Genomic DNA, 17,249 nt, shown 5'->3' on the forward strand with positions numbered 1-17,249 from the left:
GGGGCCGCCGCATCCGAGGAGGCGCGATCGCGTACGGCTGTGTCCGGCCGGTGTTGGCGCGTGTGGCATCGGTGATGCCGCCCGGCGGGTGGTACGGCGCGGGGCGTCTCCCAGCGGTGGCTGGGGGCATCGCGCGCCGCTGCGCCGCCTACCGGCAATGCGCCGCCGCGCGGTGGCGTTGGGTCGCCACCTCGGGTGATGCCCGGCTACGCGTCGCCGTGCCCGGCCGGTCTGCGTGCCTGTGGCACCGGCGCATGATGCCGCATCTGGTGGGCCCCATCGCGTACCGCCGTGCCCGGCCGGTCTGCGTGCCTGTGGCACCGGTGGGTGAGGCCGCCGGGCGGGCGGCGTCCGGCGCCGGGGGTGCCGCCCAGCAGTTGCTGGGCGGCATCGCGCGCCGGGCCGCCTACCGGCGGATCGTCGCCGTGGTAAGCGCGGCGGCGCGGGAGGTGGCGTAGGGGTGCGTCTTCGTCGTCTTTGTGTCGGGCGCACGCGCACTCGGACGTCCCAGCCACGCCCGCCGGGCCCCCGCGCGGCCGGGCGCGCCCCCGGCGGACCCCGCCCGGCGGGGTTCGCCGGGGGCGCGCCGCGCACCTACCGTCGCTGGGCCGTATGTGGTGCCGCCGTGAGTTGGTTGTCGAAGTCGACCACGCCCTCGATCGCTCGGATGAGGCGGGCCGCCGCCGGGATGAGGACGGCCTCTTTGACCCGGCCGGTCAGGGTGACCACGCCCTCGTTCACGCTCACCCGGACGGTTTCCCCCGCGGCCGGGAACAGGTGGGCCACCACCTCGCGAAGTACCTCCTCCTCGATGTCGTCGTCCGGCCGCAGAAAGACCTTCAGCAGGTCGGCGCGGCTGACGATGCCCTCCAGTCGGCCCTCCTCGTCCACCACCGGGAGCCGTTTGACCCGCTTATGGGTCATGATCCGCGCGGCCTCGGCCAGCGTCGCGCTCGCGTGCACGGTGATGGCGGGGGTCGTCATCAGCTCATCCGCCGTCACCGCGCCCGCCTTGGCGATACCGGGGAGGTCGGGCAGTTGCGCCACCCGTGCCGGATCGCTGTCGCGGAACTCCTCCTTGGGCAGCAGATCCGCCTCGGAGACCACGCCGATGACCCGGCCCTCGCCCTCCAGCACCGGCAGGGCGCTCACCCGCCACTGCTCCAGCGTTCTGACGATCTCCTTGAACGGCGCTTCGCGGCCGACGGCGACGACGGTATGGGTCATCACATCGCTCACAATGTGCGCACTCCGGGGCACGGCATCCTCCTTGGTCACGCTGCCTGTCTTCCGCCCGCCTCGCTGTCGGCCGCCAGCCGGTGCTCGATCCGGTGGCGTACCCGCCCCGCGAGCCCGGCCAGTCCGGCGGAGGTGGCCGGCCGGGGCGGGACCGGGTGGCGGATCCGCCGGGCGTGCGGTGGCAGCCCCGCGAGATCGGTGTCGAACCGCCGCCGCGCGCGGTCGAGGGTGTCGGGAGCTCCGGTGCGCCTGCCCTCCCGCATCACGGTCTCCAGCAGCGGCGCCCCGCCGTGCGGCGGAAGCTCGTCGCGCTCGCCGATCACATCGGCGTAGCCGGGGCGGCGCCACACCTGCTTGGTCCCGGGGGCCGTGGCCTTGGCCGAGGACAGTTTCATCACCGGGGTCCCGTCGTAGGCGACCAGCTTGTACGCGGTGTCGAGGGCGGCGGCGTCGGCCGACACCCCCATCCGGGTGCCCACGGCGAAGACATCGATCGGCGCGCCCGAGTGGACCAGCTCCTCCACGGAGTACTCGTCGAGCCCGCCGCTCACCACGATCCGCACCTCGGGCAGCCCCGCCGCGTCGAGGATCTCCCGCGCCCGCACCGCCTGTTCGCCCAGGTCGCCGCTGTCCAGCCGGATCGCGCCGCTGGGTCCGGATTCCAGCTCGCTCAGCACCCCCGCCGCGGTGGCCACTCCGCTCGCCGTGTCATAGGTGTCCACCAGGAAGGTGACCGGGCCGGGATGGGTACGGGCGAACGCGCGGAACGCGGTCTCCTCGTCCGGGAACGCCTCGATGTACGCATGCGCCATCGTCCCGCTCGCCTCGATCCCGTACGCGGCGGCCGCCGCCACATTGCTGGTCGCCGTGAACCCGGTCATCGCGCTCAGCCGCGCCGACTGCATCCCGGCCCAGGGGCCATGGGTGCGGCGCAGCGAGAAGTCCACCACCGGGCGCCCCTCCGCGGCCAGCACACACCGGGCCGCCTTGGAGGCGATGGTGGTCTGATGGCTCAGTTGCCCCATCAGATACGTCTCGACGAGCTGGGCCTGTGGCAGCGGCGCGGTCAGCTCCAGGAGCGGCTCCCCGGCCAGGACGATCCGCCCCTCGGGCACCGCCCGCACCTCGCCGTCGAAGCCCAGCCCCAGCAGGGGTTCGAGGTCCTCGTACGGACGGTGCGTCGCCGCGGCGAACGCCGCCACGTCCTCGGGTTCCACACGGAAGCCGGACAGAAAGTCCAGCGCCGGCTCCAGCCCTGCGGTGACCAGGAAGCCCCGCTCGGGCGGCAGGTCGCGGACGTAGAGGTCGAAGGTGGCCGGGCCGGTCATGCCCTCGCGCAGATACGACAGGGCCATCGTCGCCTCGTAGAGGTCGGTGGTCATCGCCTCCGACATGTCACTCTCGCCTCCCTTCGGACATCAGCCGCTCCCTTCGGACATCAGCCGCACGGGACGACCGCCACCGGGCACGGTGCGTGGTGCACCGCCGCGTGGATCACCGAGCCCAGGCAGGGGACGGGGTCCGGCTCCGTCTCCTCGCGGCCCAGCACGAGCAGCCCGGAGCCCGGCGCGGTGTGCATCACCCCGAGGGCCGGGCGCTCGGCCGTGAGGGCCTCCGCCACCGGCACCCCCGGGTACTTCTCCCGCCAGGGGCGCAGCGCCGCGTCCAGCGCGTCCCCTGCTCCCGCCTCCCCCGACTCCTCGTATTCCGGCCCGCTCGTGCCCGCGCTCGTGCCCGCGCCCGCGTGCACGGCGCGCAGCGCACCGCCACGCCGGGCGGCGGCGTCGAAGGCGAACCGCAGCGTCTCCTCGTTCGTCCCCCGCAGACACACCCCGACGGTCACATCGGCGGTCAGCGGCCGGTCGTCGGCGTGCACCATGATCACCGGCCGTTCCCCGTGCGCCAGCACATGGCGGCCGGTCGATCCGAGGAGGTAGCCGCCGGGGGTGCCGCGGCCGCGCGAGCCGAGCACCAGCATCTCGGCGTCCCGGGCCGCGTCCAGCAGGGCGGGCACCGTCTCGCGCGGCACCAGCTCGGCCGAGACCCGCAGCCCCGGATGGGCGTCCCGCAACTCGCCCACCAGGTCGGTCAGCAGACGCTGCGCCCAGTAGTGCAGGTCGTCCTCGTGGGGGAGGGTCGGGGCCTCGGGCGACGGCGGGTTCCAGGCATGGATCAGCCGCAGCCGCAGATCGCGCAGCAGCGCCTCACGGGCCGCCCAGTGTGCGGCCGGCGGGCTCTCGGCGAAACCGTCGACACCGACGACGATGGGCGCTCCCATACGCGTCACCTCCCCGCTCACGTCTCCCGGGCCACCAGCGGCCGGGCGGCCTCGCCGAGCGCGATCTTGATCGCGCCGGTGTCGGCCGCGCGGGCGAAGACGTCGTACGCCTCCTCCATCTGGTCCAGCTCGAACAGATGGGTGATCAGCGTGGACGCGGGCAGCCGCCCGGCGGCCAGCAGGGAGAGCAGAGTGGGGATGGAGAAGGTGTCGACCAGCCCGGTGGTGATCGTCACGTTCTTGATCCACAGCTCTTCGAGATGCAGCGTGGCGGGCCGGGCGTGCACCCCGACATTGGCGATCCGGCCGCCGGGCCGCACCATCCGGGTGCAGGTCTCGAAGCTCCGCGGGTTCCCGACGGCCTCGATCACCACATCGGCGCCGAGCCCCTCGGTGAGATCGTCGACCAGCCGCTCCGGGTCCTCGCCGGAGTCCGCCACCGCGTCGGCTCCGACCCGCTTGGCGGCGTCCAGCCGGGCCGGGTCCGGATCGACGGAGATGATCCGGCCGGGGGAGAAGAACTGCGCCGTGGCGATCGAGGCCAGCCCGACCGGCCCGGCGCCCACCACCACGACCGTATCGCCCGGCCCCACCCGGCCGTTGAGGACGCCCACCTCATAGGCGGTGGGGAAGGTATCCGCCAGCAGCACGGCGTCATGGCCCTCGACCGGCCCCGTCAGCGGATGCGTGGACAGATCGGCGAAGGGCACCCGGACATACTCGGCCTGGGTGCCGTCGATCAGGCGCCCGAGGATCCACCCTCCGCCGTCACGGCACTGCCCGTAGCTGCGCTCCCGGCAGAAGCGGCAGTGGCCGCAGGCCGAGATGCAGGAGAGCAGCACCCGGTCGCCGGGCCGGACCCCGCGGACATCGGCACCGGTCTCGACGATCTCGCCGACCCCCTCGTGGCCGAGCACCCGGCCGGGGCTGACGTCCGGCAGCTCGCCGCGGAGAATGTGCAGATCGGTGCCGCAGATGGTCGCGGTGTCGATCCGGACGATCGCGTCGGTGGTGGCCTCGAGTTCGGGGTCGGGCACCTCCTGCCAGGAGAACTGCTCCGGCCCGTGGAAGACGAGTGCTTTCATGGTCGCTTCCCTCTCCTCCGATTGTTCGCGTTCTCCTCCGGTTGTTCGCCTTGGGCTTCCGCCGCGGTTCTCGGCCGCCCCGTCGCATGGCGTGTCATCCGGTCGGGCGCCTCGTGCGGCGCGGTGGCCGAGTGGCCCGGGGTCTCATCGCTGGGGCACGATCGCGACCGGGCAGGCGGCGTGGTGCGCCACGGCCTGGGTGACCGGCCCCAGCCTGGGACCGAACCCCACCTGGCGCGGACCACGGCCCACGACCATCAGCGCCGTTCCCGCCGCCACGCCCACGAGCTGCCGGGCCGGGCTGTCCGACGCGATCTCCTCGAAGACCCGCACCTCGGGGAACTTGTCCCGCCACGGCGCCAGCACCTCGCCCAGCGCGTGCTCGGACTCCTTGCGCGCGTCGCTCAGCCCCACGTCCACCACCCAGGGGGCATCGCCCCGGATGGCGGGGACCCGGCTGGCGTAGACGGCCCGCAGCACACCGTCGCGGCGGGCCGCGGCGTCGAAGGCGAACTCCAGGATGTCGTCGCCCGGCTCGCCCGGCTCCACCCCGACCACCACATCGCCCTGCCGGTCCTCGTGCGCGTCCGCCCGCACCAGGACCACGGGGGTCATGGCGCGTGCGGCGAGCTCCAGACCGACGGAGCCGAGGAAGAATCCGGCGACCGTGCCGATCGAGCGGGACCCCACCACCAGCAGTTGGGCGCGCTCCGCCTCGGCCAGCAGGACGGGCGCGGGCCGGCCGGGGATCTGATCGGTGAGGATCGCCATGTCCGGGTGGTCGGCGTCCAGCTCGGCGCTGGCCGAACCCAGGGCGCGCTCGGCCCAGTAGTGCCAGGCGGCCTCCCGGCCCGGTGTCAGATCCTTCTGATCAGGCCCCGGCCAGGCGTTCACCAGCCGAAGTGGGGCGTCGCGCGAACGGGCCTCATGGGCAGCCCATCCGGCGGCGGCCAGACTCTCGGGGGAACCGTCCAGCCCGACGGTTACGGGGCGCGCCATCGCTGCCTCCTTCCCGGCAGACCCACTCGGCACCTCGGCCCGCCTCGGGGACGTACGAGCCGCCGGCCGCCGGCCGCTGTCCGTCAGCCGACGGCTGATCACGCGCGGCCACTCGCGACGCGGCGCCGCATGCCCGACCGCGGCCCGCACGCGTGCCCTCACGGCGGCGACGCGCCCCTTGTCCATGGCCGCTTGTCCATGGCCGCGGTCACCGCTGGGAGGCGCCCAGTCCGAGGCGTGGCGCCGGGGGCGCCCACTTCTCGCGGGCCCTGATTGCGCGGTGCACGGAACTCAGGCGTCCGCTTCTCCGCGTCTGCCGGATGCCCCCGGTGCCATCTCCAGCGGACCATGACCGGGCCCCCACCGACAGGGCCGACCGGTCCCGGCAGGGTCCCAGGGACCAGGTCTTCCGGCCCTTTCCACCGCCCTGGCCCGACACGGCCGACCGGTCTCCGCGCCGGGCCGGGGCCCATTCCGTCCCGGCCCCCGAGCTACTCCACCGGCACCAGCACCACCGGGCAGTGCGCATGGTGGAGGGCCGCGTGGGTGACCGGGCCCAGTTGCATGCCGAGGCGGGGGGTGCGCCGGTGGACGGCGAGTACCAGGACGTCCGCCGCTCGGGACGCCTCCACCAGGGCCTGGGCGGGGGCGGTGTGGGTGGTGTGCTCGCGTACCCGGATCTGCCCGAACTCCTCGCGCAGGCCGGCCACCATGCCGTGGGCCACCGTCTGTTCCCGCTCGGCGCGCAGCGCCACCACCTCGCGTGCGGGCAGCGCGTGATCGCCCGCGAAGACCCGGGGCCGCGGCCAGGCGTAGAGCACCCGCAGCCGGGCGCGGCGCCGCTTCGCCTCCTCGAAGGCGAACCGGGCCGCCGCCGCGTCCGCGCCGCTCTCCACCCCGACCAGCACCTTGCCGTGGCTCTCGGGCCCGTACGTCGTCGTCGGCCCGCCGCGTACCACCAGCAGCGGGCGCCGGGTGTGGGCGGCCAGCCGCAGCCCGACCGAGCCGAGCAGCAGCCCGGTGAAACCGCCAAGACCCCGGGTGCCGATGACGATCAGCGCGGCGTCCCCGCCGATCCGCAGCAGCTCGGGCACCGCGTCCTGCGCCGTCAGGGTGGGCACGATCCGCAGCTCCGGATCCTGCTCCTGGGCGCGGGACACGGCCAGCCGCAGCACGGTTCTGGCGATCTCCACCGCGGGCCGCCGGGGTTCGCTGTCCGGGTCGAAGGCGAGCGGGTCGGTCCGCGCCCACGGCCAGGCGTGCACGATCTCCAGCGTGGCGTGACGGCGCCGCGCCTCGGCGACCGCCCCGTCCAGCGCGGCCCACGCGCTGTCCGAGCCGTCCAGGCCCACCACCACCCGGCCGTCCCGCACCGGCTTGGCCGGGTGGGTCATCGCCGCGCACCTCCCCGGCCGGCGGAGTCGTCGATCAGATAGGTGAGCCGGTCGACCACGGCCACCACGCCGTCCACCTGTCCGGTCATCCGGACCGCGATGGGGATCTCGCTGTGCCGGTCCAGTTGTCCCTCCAGCCGTACGATCCCGTCGGTCACGGTGACGGCGACCGACTGCGGGCCCAGCCACAGCGAGCGGACCAGCACCTCGTCGATCACCTCGGCACGGATCTCGTCGTCCGGGCGGAGGAAGACCCGCAGCAGATCCCGGCGGGTGACGATGCCGATCAGCCGCTCCTCCTCGTCGACGACGGGGAGCCGCTCGACGCGATGGCGGTCCATCGCGCGGGCCGCGTCCACGATGCTGTCCTGGGGGCGCACGGTGACCGCGGGGCGCGACATCAGTTGCCCGGCCGTCGGGGCGGGTTCGCTGAGATCGGTCCCAGTGATCATGCCGACCACCTTGTCGTCGTCGTCCACCACGGGCAGCCCGTTGAAGCGGTGCCGGGAGAGCAGCGCACCGACCTCGTCGAACGAGGTCATGGAACTCACCCGGACGACGTCGTCGGTCATCACGTTGCCGATCTTGCGGTGCTTCATCCGTGCCTCCCCGGTCGGTCCCAGCCTCGGACGGCGACCCGCCCGCCCTCTTGGGCTGCCCGGGGTCCGATGCGGACCGTTCGGCCCGCATGGGCACCCTGGGCCGAACGACCCCCGGCGGGGCCGAAACGCCCCTCGCGCCGGATCCCGCACGGCCGCGAGGGTGAAGAGGCGTCGGCACAGTGCGGCCGCCGCGCGGAAGGTGGTGGAAACGGTGGAGACGGCGGACCTTCCCCTCGTCGTGGGCGTCGACGGCTCGCACTACAGCCTTCAGGCCGTGGACTGGGCGGTGGAAGCGGCGGCCCGGCACGGGGTGCCGCTGCGGCTGATCCACGCCTCGCTGTGGCAGCGGTACGAGGGCATCGCCCCCGCCGCCGACCCGGCGCGCCCCTGGGAGCTGATCCGGGACGAGGAGATCGCCACCTTGGCCGCGGAGCGCGCCCACCGGTGCGGACCCGAGGTGAAGGTCTGCGCCGAGGTCCTGCCGGAGGACCCGGTCGCCGCGCTGCTGCGCGCCGGCCGGGACGCCTCGGGCCTGGTCACCGGCTCCCGCGGCCGCGGCGAACTCGCCGCGCTGCTGCTCGGCTCGGTCAGCCTCGCGGTCGCCGCCCGCGCCTCGTGCCCGGTCACCGTCGTACGCGGCGGCGAGCCCAACCGGCGCGGTGCCTTCGGCCGGATCGTGCTCGGCGTGGGCGAGACGGCCGGCCCCTCGGCCGCGACCCGGTTCGCCTTCCGCGAGGCCGAGGTGAGCGGCCGCACCCTGGAAGGCGTACGCGCCTGGCGCGCCCCGGCCGGTGAGGTGACGGATGAACTGCTGCTGGAGGGGGACCCGGTACGTGCCCACTGGGCACGGGCGGAGCGGACGCTGGATCACGCCCTGCGGACCCCCGGACGGGACCACCCCGAGGTGACCGTCCACCGCGAGACGGTCGAGGGAACGGCCCGCAAGGCGCTCCTCCACGCGGCGGCCACCGCCGATCTGCTGGTACTCGGCGCCCGCCGCGGCCACGGGCACGCTGTGGGGCTGGAGCTCGGCCGCGTCGCCCACGCGGCACTGCACCACGCGCCCTGCCCGGTGGTGATCGTGCCGGAGCGGGTCTGAACGGCTGGGACGCCGCGACCGGCGGCGCCGGGTAGCGCGACCGGCGGGCGGATGACGCGACCGTTGGGCAAGGCAACCGGACACCACGGGGGCACACCACCGGACACCGGATACCACGAGGGAGAGAGGTCCATGCCAGACGCACCGACCACGACGGGCTCGCCGGACAGCGGGCTCGGGGACGACCGGATCCGCGCCCTGGACGCCCACTGGCGCGCCGCCAACTACCTCGCGGCGGGCCAGATCTATCTGCTGGCCAACCCCCTGCTGACCGAGCCGCTGCGCCCGGACCACATCAAGCCCCGGCTGCTGGGCCACTGGGGCACCTCACCCGGCCTCAACCTCGTCCACACCCACCTGAACCGCGTCATCAAGGACCGCGACCTGGACGCCATCTGTGTCTGGGGCCCCGGCCACGGCGGTCCCGCGGTGCTCGCCGGTTCCTGGCTGGACGGCAGCTACTCCGAGATCTATCCGGATGTCGGCCGGGACGCGGCGGGCATGGCCCGGCTCTTCCGGCAGTTCTCCTTCCCCGGCGGGGTGCCCAGCCATGTCGCCCCCGAGACCCCCGGCTCGATCCACGAGGGCGGTGAGCTCGGCTATTCCCTCGCCCACGCCTACGGGGCCGCGCTGGACAACCCCGGACTGCTGGTCGCCTGCGTCATCGGCGACGGCGAGGCGGAGACCGGTCCGCTGGCCGGCTCCTGGCACGCGAACAAATTCCTGGACCCTGTCCACGACGGCGCCGTGCTGCCGATCCTCCATCTCAACGGGTACAAGATCGCCAACCCCACGGTCCTCGCCCGGCTGCCCCGGCCCGAACTCGACGAGCTGCTGCGCGGCTACGGCCATGAGCCGATCCACGTCACCGGGGACGAACCGCTCGCGGTGCACCGGGCCATGGCGTACGCCCTGGACGAGGCCCTGGACCGGATCGCCCTGCTCCAGCGCACCGCCCGCGAGGAACGCACCGCCCGCCAGGAGGGCGCCGCCGAGCGGCCGCGCTGGCCGGTGATCGTGCTCCGTACGCCCAAGGGCTGGACCGGGCCCGAGGTGGTCGACGGGCTCCCCGTGGAGGGCACCTGGCGCGCCCATCAGGTCCCGCTGCCGGGCGTCCGGGAGAACCCGGAGCATCTGCGGCAGCTCGAGCGCTGGCTGCGTTCGTACCGCCCCGAGGAGCTCTTCGACGCCGACGGGCGGCCCCGGCCGCCGCTCCTGGCCGACGTCCCGGAGGGCGACCGCCGCCTGGGCGCCAATCCGCACGCCAACGGCGGGCGGCTGCTGCGCTCGCTGCCGCTGCCCGCCCTGGAGCGGTACGGGGTCCCCGTGGACAAGCCCGGTGCGACCCTCCACGAGCCGACCCGGGTCCTCGGCGGGCTGCTGGAGAGGGTCATGGAGGACACCGCCGCCCGCCGCGACTTCCGGGTGGTCGGCCCCGACGAGACCGCCTCCAACCGGCTGGAGGGCCTCTTCCGGGCCACCGGCAAGGCGTGGCAGGAGGCCGTCCTGCCCACCGATGAGCACCTCAGCCGCAGCGGCCGGGTCATGGAGATCCTCTCCGAGCACCTCTGCCAGGGCTGGCTGGAGGGCTATCTGCTGACCGGGCGGCATGGCCTCTTCTCCTGCTACGAGGCGTTCGTGCACATCGTCGACTCCATGGTCAACCAGCACATCAAATGGCTGAAGGTGTCCCGCTCACTGCCCTGGCGGCGCCCCGTGGCCTCCCTCAACTATCTGCTGACCTCCCATGTGTGGCGCCAGGACCACAACGGCTTCTCGCACCAGGACCCCGGTTTTGTCGACCATGTGCTCAACAAGAGCCCGGAAGTGGTGCGGGTCTATCTGCCGCCGGACACCAACACCCTGCTCAGCGTGGCCGACCATGTCCTGCGCACCCGCGACTACGTCAATGTCGTCGTCGCGGGCAAACAGCCCTGCTTCGACTGGCTCGATCTCGACCAGGCACGCGCCCACTGCGCCCGCGGCGCCGGGACCTGGGACTGGGCCGGAACCGAGAACGGCGCGGGGGAGCCGGATGTGGTGCTGGCCGGCGCGGGTGACGTGCCCACCCAGGAGGTGGTCGCGGCGGCCGGGATCCTCCGCCGCCATCTGCCCGATGTGGCCGTGCGCGTGGTCAACGTCGTCGACATGACCCGGCTGCTGCCGAAGGAGGAGCATCCGCACGGGATGTCGGACCATGAGTTCGACGCCTTGTTCACCCGCGACCGGCCGGTCATCTTCGCCTACCACGGGTATCCGTGGCTGGTGCATCGGCTGTCCTACCGCCGGGCCGTCCACCCGCATCTGCATGTGCGCGGCTACAAGGAGATGGGCACCACGACCACACCGTTCGACATGGTGGTCCGCAACGACCTGGACCGCTTCCGGCTGGTGATGGACGTCATCGACCGGACCCCGGGGCTCGCGGCGCGCGCCGTGGCCGTACGGCAGCGGATGCAGGACGCCCGCACCCGCCACCACGCCTGGATCCGCGAGCACGGCACCGATATGCCCGAGGTCGCCGAATGGTCCTGGACCGGCTGAGGACCGGCCCGGATGCTCCCGCCCGGCGGGCCGACGGGCTCACCGGGCGGGCGACGGGCTCACCCCTCGGATCGACGGGCTCAGCCGGTGGGGAAGTAGCCGTCCAGATAGGCGTTGCGGAACTTCCCCGCCGGGTCGTGCTCGGCCAGCAGCCGCGCGAAGTCGGCGGCCCGGTCGTACGAGGAGAGGATCCGCTCGGGGGCGGCCGTCGTCAGCTTGCCCCAATGCGGCCGCGCGCCCAGCGGCAGCAGCGCCTCCTCCATCGCGGCCACCACCTCGATCACCGCGTCATGGTCGGGGACCCAGGTGAAGTGGAACGCGACGCTGTCCCTGCCGTACGCGGGGCTCAGCCACAGCTCGTCCGCCGCGACCGTACGGACCTCGGACACCTGCACCACGGGCGCGATCCGGTCGCCGAGGCCGCGCAGCGCGGCGAACGCCGCCGAGGCGGACTCGTGCGGCAGCAGCAGCTCCGACTGGAGCTCATCGCCGTTGCTGGGGGTGAAGTCCGGTCGGAAGTGCGGCAGCCGCTCATGCCACGGCCCCGGCGCGCCCAACTGCTCGGTGCAGTGCAGCGGCGGCATCGCGGGCACCGGATGGTGGTGGCGGACGGCCGGGACGGCCCCCAGCCACGGCTGCCCGGGCTCCGGGGGATCGGGCAGATCGGTGCGGCACTTCAGCCACACCACCCCCTCGCCCGAGTGCCAGTCGGTGAAGACGCTGACGCTGTAGGCGGCGCCGAAGATCTCCTCGAAGCTGTCGTCCAGCCGGTCCAGCGGAAGCCCGGTCCACACCCACTGGGCCACGTCGTAGGTGGGCTCGATGTCCAGCGTCATGGCGGTGACGACGCCCAGTCCGCCGAGGCCGACCACGGCCCCGTTCAGCCGGTCCCGGTCCTCGTCCCGGCTCATCCGGGTCACCTCGCCGTCGGGGCCGACGATCTCCAGCCCCGCGACCGCCGCCGCCAGACACCGCTGGGCGCTCCCCGAGCCATGGGTGGCGGTGGCACAGGCTCCCGCGACCGTGATGTGCGGCAGCGAGGCGAGGTTGGCCAGGGCCAGGCCCTCCGTGTGCAGGGCCTGGGCCACATGGGCGTAGCGCATGCCCGCCCCGATGGTCGCGGTGCGCTTGCCGGGGTCGATCTCCACCCGGTGCGGCAGCCGGTCCAGGTTCACCAGATCGCCCTCGGTGTCGGCGATGCGGTTGAAGGAGTGGCCCGTGCCGAGCACCCGCACCCGGTCGGCGGAGCGGACGATCCGCCGCAGCTCGTCGATGGTGTCCGGGTGGTGCAGCCGGGCGGCGGAGAAGGTGATGTTCCCGGCCCAGTTCGTCGGGGCGTGGGTGGTCGGCATCCGTGTCGTCCTGTTTCCGCTGGAGGGCGATGGGTGATGGTGTCCTGACCTTGGTACAGGGCCGCACCCTGATCCGTACAGACCGGGTTGCGCCGTCCCTGACCTGTCCATGACCCGTCGACGATTCGCTTCCGCGCCCCGTCCAAGACCGTCCATGCCCCGTACGGCCCAGCAGGACGGGCCGCCGTGCCGCCGCGCGCCCAGGATGGGCGCATGACTGACCCGAAGGCTGCCCCGGAGGCGAACCACCCGAGGTCGGCACTGATCGGCGAGCTCTGCGCGGAGTTCGCGGGCACCATGGTGCTGATCCTCTTCGGCTGCGGCGTCGTGGCCCAGGTCGTGGCCGGTGGCGCGCTCACCAAGCCCCCGGGCGGTCTCGGCGACCACGACTCCATCGCCTGGGCCTGGGGCCTGGGCGTCACCCTCGGTGTGTATGTGGCGGCGCGGCTCAGCGGGGCCCATATCAACCCGGCGGTCACCGTCTCCCTGGCGGCCTTCAAGGGCTTCCCCTGGAGCAAGGTCCTGCCGTACGTGGGGGCCCAGACGCTCGGCGCGTTCGTCGGGGCGCTGCTGGTGCGCTGGAACTACACCGAGGCGCTGGGCCACGCCGACCCGGGGCACACCTTCAAGACCCAGTTCGTCTTCTCCACTCTCCCCGGCAACGGCGTCCTTCCGGTCAGCGAATGGGGCGCGCTGCGCGACCAGATCATCGGCACCGCCATCCTGGTACTGCTCATCTTCGCCGTCACCGATCTGCTGAACTCGGCCCCCAAGGCCAATCTGGGGCCGCTCATCATCGGCCTGATCGTGGTCGCGATCGGCATGGCGTGGGGCGCCGACGCGGGGTACGCCATCAACCCGGCGCGTGACTTCGGCCCCCGGCTGGCCAGCTTCCTCACCGGCTATCACAGCGCCTGGCGGGATCAGTACGGGGACATCTACTTCTGGGTGCCGATCGTGGGCCCGCTGGTCGGGGGGCTGATCGGCGCCGCCCTCTACCAGGTCCTGATCACTCGCTACCTCCCGGTGGCCACACCGGAGGTGGGCCGCACCCCCACCCCCGAATAGCCGATCCGGGCCGGACCCCACCCACGAGAGGCGGCATCATGCCGGAATTCGTCGGTGCGGTGGACCAGGGAACCACCAGCACCCGCTTCATGATCTTCAACCACGACGGCGACGAGGTGGCTCGCTACCAGCTCGAGCACCGCCAGATCCTGCCGCGTGCGGGGTGGGTCGAGCACGATCCGGTGGAGATCTACGAGCGCACCAACTCCGTGATGCAGAACGCCCTCCGCGAGGGCGGCCTCTCGCCCGCCGACCTGACCGCGATCGGCATCACCAATCAGCGCGAGACCACGGTGATCTGGGATCCGCGCAACGGCCGCCCGTACTACAACGCCATCGTCTGGCAGGACACCCGCACCGACACCATCGCCGCCGCCCTCGAACGGGACGGCCGTGGCGAGATCATCCGGCGCAAGGCGGGGCTGCCGCCCGCCACCTACTTCTCCGGCGGCAAGATCAAATGGATTCTGGAGAACGTCGAGGGCGTCCGTGAGGCCGCCGAGCGCGGCCACGCCCTCTTCGGCAACACCGACGCCTGGGTGCTGTGGAACCTCACCGGCGGCCCCGGCGCCGGTATCCACGCCACCGATGTCACCAACGCCAGCCGCACCATGCTGATGAACCTGGAGACGCTGGACTGGGACGACGAACTACTGGAGATCTTCGGCATTCCACGCGCGATGCTGCCGACGATCAACCCCTCCTCCCACCCCGAGGCGTTCGGCCAGGCCCGCACCTCCCGCCCGCTGCGCACCGCCACCCCCATCACCGGCGTCCTCGGCGACCAGCAGGCGGCCACGGTCGGCCAGGTCTGCTTCGCCCCCGGCGAGGCCAAGAACACCTATGGCACCGGTAACTTCCTGCTGCTCAACACCGGAGCGGAGCTGATCCGCTCGACCAGCGGGCTGCTCACGACCGTGGCGTACCAGTTCGGCGACAGCCCTCCCGTCTACGCCCTGGAGGGCTCGATCGCCGTCACCGGCTCGGCCGTCCAGTGGCTGCGCGACCAGATGAAGATGATCGACGACGCCCCCGGGAGCGAGCGGCTCGCCCGCACCGTCGAGGACAACGGCGGGGTGTACTTCGTGCCCGCGTTCTCCGGGCTCTTCGCCCCGTACTGGCGCTCCGACGCCCGGGGCGCGATCGTCGGCCTCACCCGCTTCAACACCAATGGCCATATCGCCAGGGCCACCCTGGAGGCCATCTGCTACCAGAGCCGGGACGTGGTCGAGGCCATGGAGCGGGATGCCGACATCCACCTGGACGTCCTTCGGGTGGACGGCGGGGTGACCGACAACGAGCTGTGCATGCAGATCCAGGCCGATGTGCTGGGCGTACCGGTCAGCCGCCCCGTCATCGCCGAGACCACCGCCCTGGGCGCCGCCTACGCAGCGGGGCTGGCCACGGGTTTCTGGCGGGACACCGATGAGCTGCGCTCCCACTGGAGCGAGTCCAGGCGGTGGGAGCCCCAGTGGGACCAGAAGGCCAGGGAGGAGGGGTACACGGGCTGGAAGAAGGCCGTCCAGCGCACCCTGGACTGGATCACGGTCGAGTAGGCCCCGGAGCACGGGACCCGGTTGCGCCGGGCGTCCGACGGCGTTTCGCTGGAAGTACCCGGTGGTGGCCGAGACACCCTGGGACCGGCCGTTTCCGCCACCACCGCCGCCCGTCAGCATCCGACGCGGAGGTGATCCAGGTGAGATCCGCGGCTCCGATCTGCGTCCGCGTGTCGTGCCGTTCAACGTGGCCCGCGGATTCTGCGAGAACTGCCTCGCGGGCGACACCGGCTTCTGTCTCACCGTCAACCCCGGTTTCGCGGGCGGTGCCTACGGCTCTCCCCGGGCGAGAGCGTGGCCGTCTATGGCGCGGGCCGGACCGTACCGGCGGCGAGGGCATCGACAAGGGCATCGACGCGGTGGCCGGCTTCGTGGTCTCGCATGAACTCCCGTTGGCGCAGGCCCCGCATCCGGTGCTCGCGGCCTGAGGTCACTCAATAGGGTGAAATGCACCATACTTGGCTATATGCATCCGAACGGCTGTCTCGTTCAGCTCCGGGAGGAGGAGCGATCATGAAGAACGCTCGGGTGGCGCTGGCCTTCGTCAGCGGCTATCTCTTCGGGCGCGGCCACAGGGGGACCCTGATCCTCGGCCTCGCCGGTCTCGCCGCGGGCAAACGGCTCTCCGGTATGAGCCCACCGGGCGCCCAGGCACTGAAGTCCTCCGAACTCGGCAAGCTGGGACAGGAGATCGGCAGCCGGCTGGTCTCCGCGGGCCGGGAGGCGGCCATGTCGGCGGCCAGTAACCGCATCGACGCCCTGAGCGACCGGCTGGAGCACCGCGCCACGGCGCTGCGCACCGGCGGCGCGGGGGGCGGGGAGCCGGAGGACGGGGAGCATGAGGAGCCGGACGAGCATGAGGAGCGCGAGCCACGCGAGCGCACCGGCAAGCAGCAGCGCAAGCCGGCCGACCGTCCGGCGCAGGCCAGGAAGCGGACGGCTGCGAAGGGCCCGCGCGACGAAGCCAGAGGTGAGGGCCATGGCTGAGGAAACTCCCAAGGGACGGGCCGGCGGGCGCGGCGCGCTGCCCACCGACCGCCTGGTGAAGGAAGCACAGGGCCTGCTGATGGCGCTGGGCGAAAAGGCTCTGGAATCGGTCACCCACCTGGGAGGAAACCCCGGGATCGGCGGCGCGCTGAAGGGCGGGCTGAAGAGCGAGCTGGAACAGGTCAAGGACAAGGTCGTCGACACGGCCAAGGACAAGGTCAAGGACCAGGTCAAGGAAAAGGTCGTCGACAAGGCCAAGAGCTTCATCCCGGGCCTCGGCGGTGGCGGCGACGGTGGCGGCAAGGGCGGCAAGAAGCTCAAGGTCACCAACATCGTGGAGCAGATCGACGTGGGCGCGCCCCTCTCCCTCACCTACAACCTCTGGACGGAGTGGGAGAACTTCCCCTCGTACATGAAGAAGGTCGAGGACGTCCAGAACAAGGGCGAGGAGGAGAGCGAGGACGAGGACGTGCCCGGGACGGAATCCGAGTGGAAGGCCCAGGTCTTCTGGTCGCACCGCAAGTGGCAGGCAGAGGTCGTCGAGCAGGTGCCCGACAAGCGGATCATCTGGACGTCACGGGCGGACAAGGGCCATGTGGACGGCACGATCACCTTCCATGAGCTGGCCCCCGAGCTCACCCGGATCCTGTTCGTCCTGGAGTACTGGCCGCAGGGCTTCATGGAGCGCACCGGCAACCTCTGGCGTGCCCAGGGCCGCCGGGTGCGTCTGGAGTTGAAGCACTTCCGCCGTCATCTCATGCGCGAGGTGCTGCTCAACCCCGACGAGGTCGTGGGCTGGCGCGGTGTGGTGCACGACGGCGAGATCGTGGAGGGGGACGAGCGAGAGGAGGGGGAGGGCGAAGAAGGCGAAGAAGGCGAAGAGCGCGAGGAGTACGACGAGGAGGAAGAGCCCGAGGAGTCCGAGGAGTCCGAGGAGTACGAGGACGAGGAGCCCCGGGACGAAGACGAGGAGGAGTACGAGGACGAGGAGCCCGCACGGCGCCGCACGCGCCGCTGAGGGATCCCGCCCCGGGAACGGGTGAGCG

16 protein-coding genes are annotated in these 17,249 nt (G+C 72.6%); 8 read left to right on the forward strand and 8 right to left on the reverse strand.

The window, feature by feature from the left end; all coding sequences use genetic code 11:
- Nucleotides 1-116: 116 nt before the first annotated feature.
- Nucleotides 117-458 carry a hypothetical protein gene (locus ACK1X7_RS41870; RefSeq protein ID WP_413116499.1) on the forward strand — a complete coding sequence of 114 codons (342 nt, stop codon included), beginning with the start codon at nucleotides 117-119 and terminating at the stop codon, nucleotides 456-458.
- 136 nt (nucleotides 459-594) lie between these two features.
- Here the strand turns inward: ACK1X7_RS41870 and ACK1X7_RS41875 are convergent, their stop codons facing one another.
- The 7 genes from ACK1X7_RS41875 to ACK1X7_RS41905 all read right to left on the reverse strand — a co-directional run bounded on the left by ACK1X7_RS41875 (nucleotide 595) and on the right by ACK1X7_RS41905 (nucleotide 7,594).
- Entirely contained in the window at nucleotides 595-1,260 is a 666-nt protein-coding gene (locus ACK1X7_RS41875) for a CBS domain-containing protein (protein ID WP_385156497.1), read from the reverse strand.
- Between the two features lie 14 nt (nucleotides 1,261-1,274).
- Nucleotides 1,275-2,633 carry a nicotinate phosphoribosyltransferase gene (locus tag ACK1X7_RS41880; protein ID WP_385156500.1) on the reverse strand — a complete coding sequence of 453 codons (1,359 nt, stop codon included), beginning with the start codon at nucleotides 2,631-2,633 and terminating at the stop codon, nucleotides 1,275-1,277.
- A gap of 44 nt (nucleotides 2,634-2,677) precedes the next feature.
- Nucleotides 2,678-3,517, reverse strand: a complete 840-nt coding sequence (locus ACK1X7_RS41885) for a universal stress protein (protein ID WP_413116500.1) — start codon at nucleotides 3,515-3,517, stop codon at nucleotides 2,678-2,680.
- A gap of 17 nt (nucleotides 3,518-3,534) precedes the next feature.
- Nucleotides 3,535-4,602, reverse strand: coding sequence for an alcohol dehydrogenase catalytic domain-containing protein (locus tag ACK1X7_RS41890; protein WP_390794103.1), 1,068 nt, complete (start codon nucleotides 4,600-4,602; stop codon nucleotides 3,535-3,537).
- 144 nt (nucleotides 4,603-4,746) lie between these two features.
- Nucleotides 4,747-5,601 (reverse strand): universal stress protein, encoded by an 855-nt coding sequence (locus ACK1X7_RS41895; RefSeq protein WP_385156508.1) that lies wholly within the window; start codon nucleotides 5,599-5,601, stop codon nucleotides 4,747-4,749.
- Between the two features lie 491 nt (nucleotides 5,602-6,092).
- The gene (locus ACK1X7_RS41900; protein ID WP_385156511.1) at nucleotides 6,093-6,995 is read right to left on the reverse strand and encodes a universal stress protein; all 903 of its coding nucleotides are present in this window, start codon (nucleotides 6,993-6,995) and stop codon (nucleotides 6,093-6,095) included.
- Complete coding sequence (locus ACK1X7_RS41905) at nucleotides 6,992-7,594, reverse strand: CBS domain-containing protein (protein WP_014056807.1); 603 nt, start codon at nucleotides 7,592-7,594, stop codon at nucleotides 6,992-6,994. The genes ACK1X7_RS41900 and ACK1X7_RS41905 overlap by 4 nt, the downstream gene beginning before the upstream one ends.
- Before the next feature lie 214 nt (nucleotides 7,595-7,808).
- Between ACK1X7_RS41905 and ACK1X7_RS41910 the strand changes: the two genes are divergently transcribed.
- Both ACK1X7_RS41910 and ACK1X7_RS41915 read left to right on the forward strand, forming a co-directional pair.
- The gene (locus ACK1X7_RS41910; protein ID WP_413116501.1) at nucleotides 7,809-8,696 is read left to right on the forward strand and encodes a universal stress protein; all 888 of its coding nucleotides are present in this window, start codon (nucleotides 7,809-7,811) and stop codon (nucleotides 8,694-8,696) included.
- Nucleotides 8,697-8,828: 132 nt separating this feature from the next.
- Complete coding sequence (locus ACK1X7_RS41915) at nucleotides 8,829-11,240, forward strand: phosphoketolase family protein (RefSeq protein WP_390794105.1); 2,412 nt, start codon at nucleotides 8,829-8,831, stop codon at nucleotides 11,238-11,240.
- Between the two features lie 80 nt (nucleotides 11,241-11,320).
- Here the strand turns inward: ACK1X7_RS41915 and ACK1X7_RS41920 are convergent, their stop codons facing one another.
- Nucleotides 11,321-12,592, reverse strand: coding sequence for an FAD-binding protein (locus tag ACK1X7_RS41920; protein ID WP_385147946.1), 1,272 nt, complete (start codon nucleotides 12,590-12,592; stop codon nucleotides 11,321-11,323).
- A 213-nt stretch (nucleotides 12,593-12,805) separates the two neighbouring features.
- Between ACK1X7_RS41920 and ACK1X7_RS41925 the strand changes: the two genes are divergently transcribed.
- The 5 genes from ACK1X7_RS41925 (at nucleotide 12,806) to ACK1X7_RS41945 (ending at nucleotide 17,221) form a co-directional block, all read left to right on the forward strand.
- Complete coding sequence (locus ACK1X7_RS41925) at nucleotides 12,806-13,660, forward strand: MIP/aquaporin family protein (RefSeq protein WP_385147942.1); 855 nt, start codon at nucleotides 12,806-12,808, stop codon at nucleotides 13,658-13,660.
- A gap of 38 nt (nucleotides 13,661-13,698) precedes the next feature.
- Entirely contained in the window at nucleotides 13,699-15,216 is a 1,518-nt protein-coding gene (glpK, locus tag ACK1X7_RS41930; protein WP_385147940.1) for a glycerol kinase GlpK, read from the forward strand.
- Between the two features lie 266 nt (nucleotides 15,217-15,482).
- Nucleotides 15,483-15,644, forward strand: a complete 162-nt coding sequence (locus tag ACK1X7_RS41935) for a hypothetical protein (RefSeq protein WP_385147952.1) — start codon at nucleotides 15,483-15,485, stop codon at nucleotides 15,642-15,644.
- An 85-nt stretch (nucleotides 15,645-15,729) separates the two neighbouring features.
- The gene (locus ACK1X7_RS41940; protein ID WP_385147937.1) at nucleotides 15,730-16,203 is read left to right on the forward strand and encodes a hypothetical protein; all 474 of its coding nucleotides are present in this window, start codon (nucleotides 15,730-15,732) and stop codon (nucleotides 16,201-16,203) included.
- Nucleotides 16,196-17,221 carry an SRPBCC family protein gene (locus ACK1X7_RS41945; protein ID WP_385147934.1) on the forward strand — a complete coding sequence of 342 codons (1,026 nt, stop codon included), beginning with the start codon at nucleotides 16,196-16,198 and terminating at the stop codon, nucleotides 17,219-17,221. Before ACK1X7_RS41940 ends, ACK1X7_RS41945 begins: the two co-directional genes overlap by 8 nt.
- The last annotated feature ends 28 nt before the right edge of the window (nucleotides 17,222-17,249 follow it).

Source organism: Streptomyces sp. CY-1 (assembly GCF_047218265.1).
In the GTDB taxonomy this organism is placed as follows: domain Bacteria; phylum Actinomycetota; class Actinomycetes; order Streptomycetales; family Streptomycetaceae; genus Streptomyces; species Streptomyces niphimycinicus.

What these genes read in the sequence shown, in the direction of transcription:
- ACK1X7_RS41920 (WP_385147946.1), bottom strand. Translation starts at nt 12,592, where the DNA reads ATGCCGACCACCCACGCCCCGACGAACTGGGCCGGGAACATCACCTTC.
- ACK1X7_RS41890 (WP_390794103.1), bottom strand. Translation starts at nt 4,602, where the DNA reads ATGAAAGCACTCGTCTTCCACGGGCCGGAGCAGTTCTCCTGGCAGGAG.
- glpK (WP_385147940.1), top strand. Translation starts at nt 13,699, where the DNA reads ATGCCGGAATTCGTCGGTGCGGTGGACCAGGGAACCACCAGCACCCGC.
- ACK1X7_RS41945 (WP_385147934.1), top strand. Translation starts at nt 16,196, where the DNA reads ATGGCTGAGGAAACTCCCAAGGGACGGGCCGGCGGGCGCGGCGCGCTG.
- ACK1X7_RS41895 (WP_385156508.1), bottom strand. Translation starts at nt 5,601, where the DNA reads ATGGCGCGCCCCGTAACCGTCGGGCTGGACGGTTCCCCCGAGAGTCTG.
- ACK1X7_RS41900 (WP_385156511.1), bottom strand. Translation starts at nt 6,995, where the DNA reads ATGACCCACCCGGCCAAGCCGGTGCGGGACGGCCGGGTGGTGGTGGGC.
- ACK1X7_RS41940 (WP_385147937.1), top strand. Translation starts at nt 15,730, where the DNA reads ATGAAGAACGCTCGGGTGGCGCTGGCCTTCGTCAGCGGCTATCTCTTC.
- ACK1X7_RS41915 (WP_390794105.1), top strand. Translation starts at nt 8,829, where the DNA reads ATGCCAGACGCACCGACCACGACGGGCTCGCCGGACAGCGGGCTCGGG.
- ACK1X7_RS41905 (WP_014056807.1), bottom strand. Translation starts at nt 7,594, where the DNA reads ATGAAGCACCGCAAGATCGGCAACGTGATGACCGACGACGTCGTCCGG.
- ACK1X7_RS41880 (WP_385156500.1), bottom strand. Translation starts at nt 2,633, where the DNA reads ATGTCGGAGGCGATGACCACCGACCTCTACGAGGCGACGATGGCCCTG.
- ACK1X7_RS41925 (WP_385147942.1), top strand. Translation starts at nt 12,806, where the DNA reads ATGACTGACCCGAAGGCTGCCCCGGAGGCGAACCACCCGAGGTCGGCA.
- ACK1X7_RS41885 (WP_413116500.1), bottom strand. Translation starts at nt 3,517, where the DNA reads ATGGGAGCGCCCATCGTCGTCGGTGTCGACGGTTTCGCCGAGAGCCCG.